Raw genomic sequence first — 13143 nt, 5'->3', positions numbered from 1 at the left:
GCGTTGCAGATTTGAGAAGGGCTGTCCCTAGTACGAGAGGACCGGGACGGACGAACCTCTGGTGTGCCAGTTGTCCTGCCAGGGGCACGGCTGGTTGGCTACGTTCGGAAGGGATAACCGCTGAAAGCATCTAAGCGGGAAGCCTGCTTCAAGATGAGGTCTGCTGCCCCGGAGACGGGGGTAAGGCCCCCAGGAGATGACTGGGTTGATAGGCCGGAGGTGTAAGCGCGGTAACGTGTTGAGCTGACCGGTACTAATAGGCCGAGGGCTTGACTACAAGGTTGTGTGCGTCCACTGTGTGGTTCTGGAACCACGGTCAGAGCATCCCCTGTTAGGGGGTGGTTGTGGCTGGTTGGTTTGAGAGATGTTTCGGTGGTTGTAGCGTGAGGGAAACGCCCGGTCCCATTCCGAACCCGGTAGCTAAGCCTTACAGCGCCGATGGTACTGCACTCGGGAGGGTGTGGGAGAGTAGGTCGCCGCCGAAGCTCACGTGAGGGCGGGCGGAACAGTGGAAACTGTTCCGCCCGCCCTTTTTCTGTGTCCTGATTCCGGTGCATGACAGCCCAACGGCGCGGCGCCGGCATGTAGAGGAAGATGTTGCCGTGCCATCGAATGCAGACGACCGGCGTCGCCAGCCGGCCCGAGACTCCGACCGTGACCAGCGTGACCGAAATGCCGGTGGGGACCGGCGCCGGGGCACCGCCCCCGCTCGTGGGCAGGGCCGCGGTGACGATGCCGGGCGCGGCCGCCAGGGCCAGTCGTCGTACCGCCCGACCGGGGGCTACCGCAGCGGCCAGGGCGGCTCGGGCGACCGCCGCTGGAGCAACGAGAGCAGCGGCGCCGGCCGAGGCGGCCAGCGCAGCGACGACCGAGACGACCGGCGGTTCGGTCGCGGTGACCGGCAGTACGGCGGCGGTGACCGTAGGGCCGGAAGGCCTGGTGGCGGCGACGACCGAGGGCAACGGCGCGAGTGGCGACCGGGCGGAGGATCCGGTCGGGATCAGGGCCGGACGGACCAGGGGCGACGCAGCGATTCCGGCGGTCGTCCCGGGGACCGTCGGAGCGACGACCCGCGTCGTGGTGGCTGGAGTGGCGGCGACCGACGCCCCGCTACGGGGCGGCCCGAGGGCGGGTATCGGTCGCATGCCAACGGCGGTGACCGGCGCGGTGCGGGGTACCAGGGCGGCGCGGGGCAGTTCCGCGGCAGGCCGGAGAGCGGCCAGGGACGAGGTGCCGGACCGCGTGACGCTGGCCGCGGCCAGTTCCGTGGCGATCGGCCGGCTGCCGGCGGAGACCGCCGTGGCGGGTACGAAGGACGTTCTCAGGGCCGTGACGACCGCCGGGACGCCAGGTACGAGCGAGGCGGTAGCGGGTATTCGCGCGACGATCGAGCAGGCCGGCCGGGCGACCGGGATGTCCGGCGCGGTGGCCCACGCGAGGGTGGCCGTTCCGGCTCGGGCTATCGAGACGACCGGCGCGGTGGCGCTTCGGGCGACTATCGCCGAGGTGCCGGATCGCACGACCATGGCGGTTCGGGCGCGGGCGATCAGGGCCGGGGGACGGATCGACGGGACGACCGTCGGGGTGCCGGGTACCGCGACGACCGGGCCGCGGGTGCCGGCCACCGTGGCGACCGTGGCTCGTCGGCTGCCGGGTACCGGGAGGATCGTGGATCCGGTGCCGGGTACCGGGGCGATCGTGGGACCGGCGGGTACCGGGACGACCGGCGTTCCGGCGGGCGGCCGGACGACCGGCGCGTTGGATCCCGCCATGATCACGGCGATCGGCGCGAAGCCTCCGGCGGGTACCAGGGTGCGCGCGGTGCTGGCGGCGGTGCCCGCCCTGCGGAGCGCTCCGGTGGATTCCGCGACGGACGGGGCGCTCCCGGCGACCGCCGGAGCTCGGGCCACCATGGCGGCGACCGCCGGGACTTCGATCGGCGCGGCGGCGGGGCGTCCCGCCACGGCGCCGACGATCGCGGTCGCGCGCGGCAGGGTGATCGGCCGTACGACCGGCAGCGTTCGGACCGGTCGGTGGACAGGCAGCGGTTCGACCGGCGAGGTGAGCGCGGGAACGACCGCCGGCAGTCCGACAAGCCCCGGTTCGACCGGTCCTCGGGCGATCGCCGGCAACGCCCGGAGCGGATGGTGGAACCTCGGCCGCCGCGGCGCAGCGAGATGGCCGGACCCGATCCGGCGCTGCCGGATGCGGTGGCGCCGAACGAGCTGTCCCGGGACGTCCGGGCCGAGCTGCGGGCGCTGTCGAAGGCGAGTGCGGACATCGTGGCGCGCCGGCTGGTGGCCTCCGGTGAACTGCTGAACGTCGATCCCGAGCTGGCGCTGCGGCACGCGATGGCGGCGCGGAAGGTCGCCTCGCGCATCCCGGCGGTTCGCGAGGCGGTCGGGCTCGCGGCGTACCAGTGTGGGCAGTGGCAGCTGGCGATGTCGGAGCTGCGCGCGTTCCAGCGGATCACCGGGCACAACACGCACCTGGCGGTGCTCGCCGACTGCGAGCGCGGGCTCGGCCGACCCGAGCGGGCGGTCGACCTCTTCCGGCACACCGACCGCAAGTCCGTCGGTCTGGCGGAGTGGATCGAGCTGCTGATCGTTGCGGCCGGTGCGCGGCGTGACATGGGCCAGCTCGCGGCGAGCGTGACGATGCTGCAGGTACCGCCGCTGGAGACGAACGGCACCGAGGAGTGGCGCGCGCGGCTGCGGTACGCGTACGCGGATGCTTTGGAGGCCGCCGGCCGGGTCGAGGAGGCATATCGCTGGTTCGCGCGGGCGGTCGAGCTGGATCCGCAGGGGCTGACCGACGCGGTCGACCGGTTGCTCGCGCTGGAAGGCGTGGCGATCGACGGCGACGAGTTGCCGGAGGAGGACGAGGACGAGGAGTTCCCGGTCACCGACGAGGCGGATGCCGACGACGCGGACGGCGAAGCCAGCGTCGCGCCGGCTGGTGCCGGTACGGCGGCTGACGACGACCAGGTCTCCGGCAACAACGAGGTCTCCGGCAAGCAGGACACGGTTGACGACGTGGACGTCGAGGATCTCGACGTGGAGATCGGCCGTGGGTCTGCGGGCGGCGACGGTGTCTCGGACGCCGCCGACCGGGGAGCTGGTGACGGCGCCGTCGCCGATCGAGGCGCCGGCAACACCGGTCCGGACGCTGGCGACATCGACGGAGGTACCGGCAGCGCCGATCAGGGTGCCGGCGACGTCGGTCGTGGTGTGGACCCCAGCGATGCCGGCGCTGCTGGGGAGGCCAGTGGCGGCCACGGCGTCGCCGACGGGCGAGGCGTTGCTGGCTCCGCCGCCGACGCGAGCTCGGAGCGGGTCGACGAGGGTGACGAGGGTGACGAGGGTGCGGCTCGGGCGGCAGCGAGTTCGGACGAGGACGTGATCGCGCCGGAGGCGGTCGGCCGCCAGCCGGGCGAGAGCGCGACGGCCAACGAGAGCGGGACGGCCAACGAGGCCGGGACGGCCAATGAGGGCGACGGTGCCAGGACTGGCCGTGCGGTGCCGCCGGCGCAGTTCTCCGATCTCGCCTCGGCGACCGACACGCCGATCTCGCCGCCGCCGGCCGTGCGCGCCACCGGTGACGAGTCGGGTACCTCGGGCGCCGGTGCGCCGGATCGGGGCGGGGAAGCGGAGTGAGCGATGGCCCACGGCCCGCCGGCGCACAGCCGCTGGTGTCGGCGTTCGACCTGGTACTGCTGGATCTCGACGGCGTGGTCTACCTCGGCGACGAGGTGGTCCCGGCCGCGGTCGAGTCGCTGCGGCAGGTGCGCGACCTGGGCGTTGCGGTGCAGTTCGTGACCAACAATGCCCGCCGCACCGCCGGCGAGGTGGCCGAACGGCTGCGCAAGCTCGGCGTGGATGCCGCCGGCGACGAGGTCGTCACCTCGGCGCAGGGCGCCGCCGGGCTGCTCGCCCAGCGGTACCCGGCCGGGTCGGCGGTGCTGGTGGTGGGGTCGTCGGCACTGGTCGGTGAGGTACGCGGGGCGGGCCTGGTGCCGACCGACACGGCCGACGAGCGGCCGGTCGCCGTGGTTCAGGGGTACGCGCCGGAGACCGGTTGGCGGCAGCTGGCCGAGGCGGCCGTCGCGATCCGCAACGGTGCCGACTGGATCGCCACCAACCTGGACGCCACCCTGCCGTCCGAGCGCGGCCCGCTGCCGGGCAACGGATCGCTGGTCGCCGCTGTCGCCGCGGCCCTCGACCGACCTCCGGACCTGGTGGTGGGCAAGCCCGAGCCGGCGCTCTTCGAACTCGCGGTACGGCGCAGTGCGGCGCGCCGGCCGCTGGTCGTCGGTGACCGGCTGGACACCGACATCGAGGGTGCGAACCGGGCGGGCCTGCCGAGCCTGGCCGTGTTGACCGGGGTGACGACGCCGGCCGAACTGATCGCGGCGCCGCCGGCGGTACGGCCGAGCTACCTCGCGGCGGATCTCTCCGGGCTGGTCACCCCGCACCGGGAGCCGGTGTCCGACGAGGCCGGGGTACGGGTCGGCGGCTGGCAGGTGCGCTACGCCGCCGGTGTGGCGGAACTGACCGCGACGGACGCCGATCCTGGCGATGGGGCAGGTGCCCTGACCGCGGCGGACGCCGATCCTCGTACCGGGATCGACGCGCTGACCGCGCTGTGCGCCGCGGTCTGGCGCTCCGGACTGCCGGTGCGGGCCGGTGACCGGGCCGCCGCTGCGATCCTGTCGGAGCTCGGCCTGACCGGCTGAGCCGGGCCGGAACGCGACCCCGCGTCGCGGATCCGGCCAGCACGCGCTGCGCGTGCCGGCTGGCCTGCGGCCAGCCGGAAAGAGTCCGGTCGGCGTCGGCGGGTCGGGAACGCGAACGTGGCCGGGACGTCCGGTACGCCGGGCGGGTTGCGGAGCGGGCCCGGGCGCTGCCAGAGACGGCGGGTGTGTAGCAGGTGCGCGGCGCGTTGGTCAGAGAAGTTTGCGCAGTTTGAGCAGATCGAGCACGTTTGCCTTGACCGACACGCGGCCGGCGGCCCAGGAACGCGCGAAATCGAGCCGACCCTCGACCATGGCGACCAGGTCGTCGCTGGTCAGCTCGATCTGGATGCGGGCGTTCGGGTCGTCGCCCGGTTCGATCTCGGTGATCGCCCCGTCGTTCATCCGGCCGTGGAACGCGACGCCGAGGTCGCGCAGCCGCAGCACCATTCGGCGGTCGAGGTTGACCGTGGAGCTCAGCTCCGCGGCGTGCGCTGCCATCCGCTCCGACAGCGTGTCGAGCGCCTGCCGGCACTCTTCGACCGTGGCCATGGCACCTCCGATGGGGATCCGCCGCTCGAACGGCACGGTACCGCACGGAGCCGGTGGATCGCCCGGTAGCGTTCAGGGCGTACGTGCGGGATCCGTTGCCTGTACTCAAGGGGGCACGCATGCAGCAGGACGCCTGGCGCACCTACCTGGAACTCGCTCTGGGCCTGACCGAGAAGCCGCGTAAGCGGGCGAAGCAGGCCATCGACACGCTCGCCGCGCAGAGCGGCGCGAGTGTCGACCAGCTACGGTCGATGACCGAGGAACTGGTCGAGACCAGCGTCGCGAACCGGGAGGCGGTCGCGAAGCTGGTCCGCAGCGAGCTCGACAAGGCGCTGCGGGCGGTCGGCCTGGTCAACGCCGACCGGCTCACCGAGATGCAGTCCCGGATCGACGAGCTGGAGCACCGGCTGGCCGAGACCGAGGCCGGCGGCTCCGCCGTGACACGGTCGGCAGGGGCTGCGACGAAGCCGACCGCGACGAAGCCGACAGCCAAGAAGACGGCAGCCAAGAAGGCGGCGGCAGCCAAGAAGACCACGGCGAAGAAGGCCACTGCCAAGAAGGCCGGTGCGAAGAAGGCGGCAGCCGGCACGACCGCGGCGAAGAAGGCGCGCGCCACGAGCGCGGCGACGAAGAGTGCGACGGCGACGGCCACGAAGGCGGCCGGTGCCAAGAAGGCCGGTGCAAAGAAGGCCGGTGCCAAGAAGGCCGGTACGAAGAAGACGGCGGCGGCGCGGGCGCCCGAGTCCGCGTCGAGGACCGGTGAGTGAGCGCGAATGACAGACGAACAGCAGCCGGCGACGCCTCGACCGGGGCCACACCTGTTCGGTCCTGGCTCCGCGGCGATACGCCCGGTGCCCGGTGCGGGCCAGAGCGGGCCGGCGCCGCAGGCGGAGCCGGAAGGTACGAAGCCCGAGCCGGCCGGCTTCCGGGTACCGGTGTCGCCCGGCGACGGCGGGCTGGAACCGACCGGCGAGCCGCGGGTCGACGAGGCACTGGCCGTACTGGACGAGTTGACGACCCGGCCGACCGGCGACCAGGTGGCCGGGTACGAGCAGGTGCACCGGTCGCTGCAGGACGTGCTGGCCACGGTGGACGACGCATGATCGGCGTCGCGGGAGCGGCCCGGCATGGCGCGTAGGTTGCGGTTGGACGCCGAGCTGGTCCGCCGTGGCCTGGCCCGGTCCCGGGAGCAGGCGGGCGAGCTGGTCGGTGCCGGGTTGGTCGAGGTGGCCGGCGTGGTGGCGCGCAAGGCGGCCACCGCGGTCGATCCGGCCATCGCGATCCGGGTGACCGACGCGGGCCCGCACTACGTGTCGCGCGGCGCGACGAAGCTGCTCGGTGCGCTGGCCGCGTTCGGGCCTGGCGGGCTGACCGTCGAGGGCCGGCGCTGCCTGGACGCCGGTGCGTCGACCGGCGGGTTCACCGACGTGTTGCTGCGCAACGGGGCGCGCGAGGTGGTCGCGGTCGACGTCGGGTACGGCCAGCTGGCCTGGTCGCTGCGCACCGACGAGCGGGTGGCGGTGCACGAGCGCACCAACGTGCGCACCCTGACGCCGGACGCGATCGGCGGGCCGGCGCAGCTGTGCGTCGCGGACCTGTCGTTCATCTCGCTGCGGCTGGTGCTGCCGGCGCTGGTGGCCTGCCTGGAACCGGAGGGCGACCTGGTGCCGATGGTGAAGCCGCAGTTCGAGGTCGGCAAGGAGCGGGTCGGTGCCGGCGGCGTGGTGCGCGACGAGGCGTTGCGGGCCGAGGCGGTGCTCGCGGTCGCGGCGACCGCCGACCAGCTGGGGCTCGGTGTGGCAGGAGTGACCCGCAGTCCGCTGCCGGGGCCGTCCGGCAACGTCGAGTTCTTCCTGTGGCTGCGGCGTGGCGCGGCGCGCGTCGACCCGGCCCAGGTGTACGCCGCGGCCGGCGCGACGCCGCCGCAGGCCGAGGGGGAGCGCCGGTGAGCCGGGAAGCGTTGCTGATCACCCACACCGGCCGGCGGGCGAGTACCGGCCACGCCCAGACGGTCGCGCAGGACCTGCTGCGGGCCGGGTTTCGGGTCCGGGTGCTCGCCGACGAGGCCGGCGACCTGGGCGTGCCCGGGCTGGTACCGGTGGGGGCCGAGGAGGCCGCCGACGGGGTGGAGATCGTGTTCGCGCTGGGCGGTGACGGCACGCTGCTGCGCGCCGCGGAGCTGGCCCGGCCGGTGCGGGCGCCGTTGCTGGGCATCAACCTGGGCCGGGTCGGGTTCCTCGCCGAGGCGGAGTTCGACGACCTGGACACCGCGGTGCGCGACGTGTGCCGCGGCTCGTACACGGTGGAGGAGCGGCTGACGCTGGACGTGGAGGTGATCCGGGACGGCGAGGTGGTGGCCCGCTCCTGGGCGCTGAACGAGGCCAGCGTGGAGAAGGGCTCCCGGGAACGGATGCTCGAGGTGCTGGTCGAGGTCGACGGCCGGCCGCTGTCCCGGTACGGCTGTGACGGTGTGGTGTGCGCGACCCCGACCGGCTCGACCGCGTACGCGTTCTCCGCCGGCGGGCCGGTCGTCTGGCCCGGCGTGGAGGCGCTGCTGCTGGTACCGGTGAGCGCGCACGCGCTGTTCAGCAAGCCGCTGGTGGCGGCGCCGACCTCGACGTTCGTCGTCACGGTCGAGCCGTACACCACGTTCGCGCTGCTCAACTGCGACGGCCGGCGGATGTTCGAGCTGGATCCGGGCAGCAAGGTGGTGGTACGGCGGGGCGCCGAACCGGTCCGGGTGGTGCGGCTGCAACCGCAGCCGTTCACCGATCGGCTGGTGAAGAAGTTCGCGCTGCCGGTCGACGGTTGGCGCGGCGCGCAGCAGCGTTGATCCGGCGCGGTTCGGCGGCGGCGAGGTCGTCACCGACTGACCGAACTGTCGCCGGGTGCGGCTATGGTCGTCGTGTGCTGGAGGAGCTGCGCATCACCGGGCTGGGAGTCATCGACGACGCGACACTGCCGTTGGACTCCGGTCTGACCGTGATCACCGGCGAGACCGGTGCCGGCAAGACGATGGTGGTGGCCGGCCTCGGCCTGCTGTTCGGCGGCCGGGCCGACGCCGGGCGGGTTCGGGCCGATCCGGGCCGCGCCGTGATCGAGGGTCGGCTGCGCTGCTCCGGCCGGGTGGCGAAGGCGGTGGCGGCGCGGGTCAGCGAGGCCGGCGCCGAGCCGGACGAGGACGGTTCGGTGCTGCTCGCCCGGTCGGTCAGCGCCGAGGGGCGGTCCCGGGCGCACGTCGGCGGCCGGTCGGTGCCGGTCGGTGTGCTGGCCGACATCGGCGCGCGGGTGCTCGCGGTGCACGGCCAGTCCGACCAGATGCGGCTGCTGCAGCCGGTCGAGCAGCTGGCGACCCTCGACCGGTACGCGGGGGCCGACCACGAGAAGCTGCTGGCGCACTACCGCGAGGTGTTCGCCGCCTGGCGGCGGCACGACGCGGAGCTCGCCGAGCGGCGGGCGAACGCGCGGGAGCGCAACCAGCGGGCCGACCTGCTCCGGTTGGGCCTGGCCGAGATCGGCCAGGTCGATCCGCAGCCGGGGGAGGACGTGGAGCTGCGCGCGCTGGCGCAGCGGCTGGAGCACACCGAGGGGCTGCGGGCCGCGGTCGCGGCGGCGCAGCAGGCGCTGGCCGGTGACGCCGACGACCCGACCGCCGGCACCGACGCGTCCGCGCTGCTCGGCGCGGCCCGGCACGAGCTGGACGCGCAGGCCGAGGTGGACGAGGCGCTCGGTGAGCTGTCCGGCCGGATCGAGCAGGCGGCCCGGCTGGTGTCCGACGTGGCCGGTGAGCTGGCGAGCTACGCGGCGGATCTGGACGCCGACCCGGCGCGGCTGGCGCAGGTGCACGAGCGACGGGCCGCGCTGCGCGCGCTGACCCGCAAGTACGCCGAGGACGTCGACGGGGTGCTCGCCTGGGCCGACGACGCGCAGCGGCAGCTCGCCGAGCTGGACTCGTCGGACGAGACGCTCGCGGCGCTGGAGGCCGAGCGCGATCGGCTCGCCGACGAGGTGGCGGAGCTGGCCGGCCGGCTGGCGGTTTCCCGGCGGGAGGCGGCGCAACGGTTCGGGGTGGCGGTCAGCGCTGAGCTGACCGGCCTGGCGATGCCGCACGCCAAGGTGGTGGCGCGGGTGCTGGCGCGCCCGGTGACGGCGGAGGCGCCGACGGCCACGGTCGAGGGCGCGCCGGCCGGTGCCGGGCCGGACGGCGCGGACGAGGTCGAGCTGCAGCTGATCCCGCATCCGGGCGCGCCGGCGCTGCCGGTGCAGCGGGGCGCCTCGGGTGGTGAGCTGTCCCGGGTGATGCTCGCCGTCGAGGTGGTGTTCGCCGGCGCGGGCGGGCCGCCGACGCTGGTGTTCGACGAGGTCGACGCCGGGGTCGGTGGCGAGGCGGCGGTGGAGATCGGTCGGCGGCTGGCGATGCTCGCCCGGCGGCACCAGGTGCTGGTGGTCACGCACCTGCCGCAGGTCGCCGCGTTCGCCGATCGTCATCTGGTCGTGCAGAAGGGTTCCAGCGGCTCGGTGACCACCTCCGGGGTGCGGGTGGTCGAGGACAGCGAGCGGGCCCGCGAGCTGGCCCGGATGCTCGCCGGGTTGCCCAACTCCGACCTGGGCGTGGCGCACGCCGAGGAGCTGCTGGCGATGGCCCGGTCCGGCCGTGGCCGCCGGCGCTGAGTCCCGCCGTGGGCCGTTCGCGGGCGGTATCGGGGTGATTGGCCGGGTCGGTCGCCCGCACGCTGATAGATTTGCATGCATGTCGCGGTCGGGGTTGCCGGGCCCTGAGTGTCAAGATTGGTAGCGATGCGGCTACCCACCCTCCGTCGGGCTCGGACGGCAGAAGCAGGCGCGGTCAGCGGACCGGCGCGACTCGATCGGCGCACGAAGCGGCTGACCGGTCGGTTGCGGCCCGGTGACGTCGCGGTCATCGATCACCTCGACCTGGACCGGGTCGCGGCGGACTCGTTGGTGAGCTGCGGCGTGTCCGCAGTGGTCAACGCGAAGCCGTCGATCTCCGGCCGGTACCCGAATCTCGGCCCGGAAGTGCTGGTCAAGGCCGGCATTCCGGTCATCGACGATGTCGGCGAGGACGTCTTCCGGAAGGTACGGGAGGGCGCGGTCGTCCGGATCGACGGCGGCACGGTGTTCCTCGGCGAGGACAAGGTAGCCACCGGTGCCCGGCTGGACGCCGAGATGGTGGCCGCGCTGATGGCCGACGCGCGGCAGGGGTTGTCGGCGCAGCTGGAGGCGTTCGCCGGCAACACGATGGAGTACCTCAAGCGCGAGCGCGACCTGCTGCTCGACGGGGTCGGCGTGCCGGACGTGGCGACCGACCTGGCCGGTCGGCACTGCCTGATCGTGGTCCGCGGGTACGACTACAAGGCCGACCTCGAGGTGCTGCGGCCCTACATCCGCGAGTTCAAGCCGGTGCTGATCGGCGTGGACGGCGGCGCGGATGCGTTGGTGGAGGCCGGTTACACGCCGGACATGATCGTCGGCGACATGGACTCGGTGTCCGACGACGTGCTGCGCTGCGGCGCCGAGGTCGTCGTGCACGCGTACGCGGACGGGCGGGCGCCGGGTCTGGCCCGGGTCGAGTCGCTGGACGTGCCGGCGGTGCTGTTCCCGGCCGCCGCCACCAGCGAGGACCTCGCGATGCTGCTGGCCGACGAGAAGGGCTCCACGCTGATCGTCGCGGTCGGCACGCACGCCACGCTGGTGGAGTTCCTCGACAAGGGCCGCGGCGGGATGGCCTCGACGTTCCTGACCAGGCTCAAGGTCGGCGGCAAGCTGGTCGACGCCAAGGGCGTGTCCCGGCTGTACCGGCAGGGCGTGTCGACCTCGTCGCTGCTGTTGCTGGTGCTCGCGGCGATCGCGGCGCTGGCGGCGGCGGTCGCGGTGTCCACGATCAGCCGTTCCTATCTCCAGGTCCTCGCCGAGTGGTGGGACAACTTGCTGTTCCATGTGCAGAGGCTGTTCTCGTGATCAACTTTCGCTATCACGTCGTCACGCTGACGGCGGTCTTCCTCGCGCTCGCCGTGGGTCTGGTGCTCGGCACCGCGGCGCTCAACGGCACGCTCACCGACAACCTGAACGACCAGGTCGGTGAGCTGCGCAAGTCCAACGAGCAGTACCGCGGCCAGGTGCAGCACCTGACCAGCGAGGCGAACAAGAAGGAGGACTTCGACCGGCAGCTGGCGCCGCGGATCCTGGCCGGCACGCTGACCAAGCGCTCGGTGCTGGTGCTCGCGCTGCCCGGCGCGGACGACAAGGCGGTCGGCGGCACCGAGCAGATGCTCGGGTACGCGGGGGCGACGCTTGCCGGCGAGGTGCGGCTGACCAACACGTTCACCGATCCGAAGAACAACGACGCGTTGAGCGATCTGGCCTCGGCGAAGCTGCCGGTGGACATCCACACCACGCTGCCGAACAACGCCGACGGCGTCGAGTCGTCCTCGGCGCTGCTGGCCGCGGTGCTGATGAAGCGGCACGACACGGTGTCGAAGGACTCCCGCACCACCGTGCTCACGGCGTACGCGACGGGGCAGAACCTGATCGTCGGCAAGGCGGTGACCAAGCCGGCCGAGGCGGTCGTGGTGGTCGGCGGCCCGCCGGCGACCGACCCGGATGCGGCGAAGCGCAACGCGGCCGCGGTGACCGTGGTGCGCCAGTTCGCCAAGGCCGGGCAGACGGTGCTGGCCGGCCCGGGTACCTCGGGGCAGGGCAACGTGATCGGTGCGGTGCGCGGTGACAGCGACCTGACCGCGACGGTCTCCACGGTGGACACGCTGAACCTGGTGCAGGGCCAGATCACCGCCGTACTGGCGCTGTCCGCCCAGCTGTCCGGCACGGTCGGGCAGTACGGGCTGGGTGATGGTGCGAGCCAGCTGCTGCCGGCGAGCGGCTGATGGCCGCGGTGGCACACGGCGCGGCGTCCGCGCGTGGCTCGGTGTGGGGTGCCGTGCTGCGCCGGGCGGCGGTGGCCGGCGCGGGTGCGCTGGGGGCTCAGCTGGCGTTGCGGGCGGTGCGGGCCGCGCCGGTCGCGGCGGCGCTGGAGCGGGTCAACCACCGGGGTGCCACGGTGAGTCTCGCCGCCGGTCCGGCGCTGGCGGTGGCCGCCGCCAGCGCCGCGGCGCTGGGCGCGGCCGACCGCGGTGCCCGGGCGGCGGCGCTGACGGTGGGGCTGTCGGCCGGCGCGGTCGGACTGTACGACGACGTGGTGGGCCAGCGCCCGGATCAGCGCCAGGCCAAGGGGTTCCGCGGGCACCTCGCCGCGCTGCGCGCCGGCCGGATCACCAGCGGCCTGGTGAAGATCGGCGGAATCGGCGCCGCGTCACTGGCCGCCGCGTCGCTGGCCGACCGCGGCCACGGCGCGCATCCGGTCGACACGCTGGTGTCGGCGGGCGTGATCGCCGGCGCGGCGAACCTCGCGAACCTGTTCGACCTGCGGCCCGGCCGGGCGCTCAAGGTCGGCCTGCTGGCCGGCGCCTCGCTGCTGGCCGGTCCCGCCGGTGGTCTCGCCGCGGGCCCGCTCGGCGCCGCCGGTGCGTTGCTGCCGGACGATCTGCACGAGCGGGTGATGCTGGGCGACGGCGGGGCGAACGCGCTGGGTGCGCTGCTGGGCCTCGCCGCCACCCGCACGCTCGGGCGATCCGGCCGGATCGCCCTGTTGGCCGGGATCGCCGGGCTCACCCTGGCCAGCGAGAAGGTCAGCTTCACCGCCGTGATCGAATCCCGGCCGGCGCTCGCCGCGGTCGATCGCTGGGGCCGCCTGCCGGCGGCGGCAGCCGGTTCGCCCCACGCCACGACGCCGGCCGAGCAGCGCCCGTAACCCGACGTTCGCCCGGTCGCGGCGACCTGTCAGG

At 73.8% G+C, this 13143-nt stretch carries 11 protein-coding genes and 2 rRNA genes; 12 read left to right on the top strand and 1 reads right to left on the bottom strand.

Going from position 1 to position 13143, the window contains the following annotated elements; genetic code table 11:
• The 4 genes from NUM_RS20190 to NUM_RS20175 all read left to right on the top strand — a co-directional run.
• Window positions 1-277 (top strand): 23S ribosomal RNA (locus tag NUM_RS20190); the annotation flags it as partial.
• Between the two features lie 91 nt (window positions 278-368).
• Window positions 369-485, top strand: a 5S ribosomal RNA gene (gene rrf, locus NUM_RS20185).
• A 1659-nt stretch (window positions 486-2144) separates the two neighbouring features.
• Window positions 2145-3656 (top strand): hypothetical protein, encoded by a 1512-nt coding sequence (locus tag NUM_RS20180; RefSeq protein WP_207126448.1) that lies wholly within the window; start codon window positions 2145-2147, stop codon window positions 3654-3656.
• Window positions 3653-4735, top strand: a complete 1083-nt coding sequence (locus tag NUM_RS20175) for an HAD-IIA family hydrolase (RefSeq protein WP_207126447.1) — start codon at window positions 3653-3655, stop codon at window positions 4733-4735. The genes NUM_RS20180 and NUM_RS20175 overlap by 4 nt, the downstream gene beginning before the upstream one ends.
• Before the next feature lie 210 nt (window positions 4736-4945).
• Here the strand turns inward: NUM_RS20175 and NUM_RS20170 are convergent, their stop codons facing one another.
• Window positions 4946-5284, bottom strand: a complete 339-nt coding sequence (locus tag NUM_RS20170) for an alkyl sulfatase C-terminal domain-containing protein (RefSeq protein WP_207126462.1) — start codon at window positions 5282-5284, stop codon at window positions 4946-4948.
• Window positions 5285-5403: 119 nt separating this feature from the next.
• Here NUM_RS20170 and NUM_RS20165 point away from each other — a divergent pair, with 119 nt between their 5' ends.
• From NUM_RS20165 to NUM_RS20130, 8 genes are all read left to right on the top strand, one after another.
• Window positions 5404-6051, top strand: a complete 648-nt coding sequence (locus NUM_RS20165) for a phasin family protein (protein ID WP_207126446.1) — start codon at window positions 5404-5406, stop codon at window positions 6049-6051.
• A 6-nt stretch (window positions 6052-6057) separates the two neighbouring features.
• A complete protein-coding gene (locus tag NUM_RS20160) occupies window positions 6058-6387 on the top strand; it encodes a hypothetical protein (protein WP_207126463.1) in 330 nt (109 codons plus the stop codon).
• Between the two features lie 24 nt (window positions 6388-6411).
• The gene (locus NUM_RS20155; protein ID WP_207126445.1) at window positions 6412-7233 is read left to right on the top strand and encodes a TlyA family RNA methyltransferase; all 822 of its coding nucleotides are present in this window, start codon (window positions 6412-6414) and stop codon (window positions 7231-7233) included.
• Entirely contained in the window at window positions 7230-8117 is an 888-nt protein-coding gene (locus NUM_RS20150; protein WP_207126444.1) for an NAD kinase, read from the top strand. Before NUM_RS20155 ends, NUM_RS20150 begins: the two co-directional genes overlap by 4 nt.
• Window positions 8118-8191: 74 nt before the next feature.
• Window positions 8192-9955, top strand: coding sequence for a DNA repair protein RecN (gene recN / locus NUM_RS20145; protein WP_207126443.1), 1764 nt, complete (start codon window positions 8192-8194; stop codon window positions 9953-9955).
• A 126-nt stretch (window positions 9956-10081) separates the two neighbouring features.
• Complete coding sequence (gene steA / locus NUM_RS20140; RefSeq protein ID WP_207126442.1) at window positions 10082-11263, top strand: putative cytokinetic ring protein SteA; 1182 nt, start codon at window positions 10082-10084, stop codon at window positions 11261-11263.
• Window positions 11260-12186 carry a copper transporter gene (locus NUM_RS20135; protein ID WP_207126441.1) on the top strand — a complete coding sequence of 309 codons (927 nt, stop codon included), beginning with the start codon at window positions 11260-11262 and terminating at the stop codon, window positions 12184-12186. The genes steA and NUM_RS20135 overlap by 4 nt, the downstream gene beginning before the upstream one ends.
• Window positions 12186-13109: a hypothetical protein gene (locus tag NUM_RS20130; protein ID WP_225918717.1), complete on the top strand. Its 924-nt coding sequence runs from the start codon at window positions 12186-12188 to the stop codon at window positions 13107-13109. Before NUM_RS20135 ends, NUM_RS20130 begins: the two co-directional genes overlap by 1 nt.
• Window positions 13110-13143 lie beyond the last annotated feature (34 nt).

This window comes from Actinocatenispora comari, assembly GCF_017312725.1.
Lineage (GTDB): Bacteria > Actinomycetota > Actinomycetes > Mycobacteriales > Micromonosporaceae > Actinocatenispora > Actinocatenispora comari.
Note: the sequence above shows the minus strand (reverse complement) of the source record. Positions and strands in the feature narration are given on the sequence as shown.

What these genes read in the sequence shown, in the direction of transcription:
- NUM_RS20130 (WP_225918717.1), top strand. Translation starts at nt 12,186, where the DNA reads ATGGCCGCGGTGGCACACGGCGCGGCGTCCGCGCGTGGCTCGGTGTGG.
- NUM_RS20180 (WP_207126448.1), top strand. Translation starts at nt 2,145, where the DNA reads ATGGTGGAACCTCGGCCGCCGCGGCGCAGCGAGATGGCCGGACCCGAT.
- NUM_RS20155 (WP_207126445.1), top strand. Translation starts at nt 6,412, where the DNA reads ATGGCGCGTAGGTTGCGGTTGGACGCCGAGCTGGTCCGCCGTGGCCTG.
- steA (WP_207126442.1), top strand. Translation starts at nt 10,082, where the DNA reads ATGCGGCTACCCACCCTCCGTCGGGCTCGGACGGCAGAAGCAGGCGCG.
- NUM_RS20165 (WP_207126446.1), top strand. Translation starts at nt 5,404, where the DNA reads ATGCAGCAGGACGCCTGGCGCACCTACCTGGAACTCGCTCTGGGCCTG.
- NUM_RS20160 (WP_207126463.1), top strand. Translation starts at nt 6,058, where the DNA reads ATGACAGACGAACAGCAGCCGGCGACGCCTCGACCGGGGCCACACCTG.
- NUM_RS20170 (WP_207126462.1), bottom strand. Translation starts at nt 5,284, where the DNA reads ATGGCCACGGTCGAAGAGTGCCGGCAGGCGCTCGACACGCTGTCGGAG.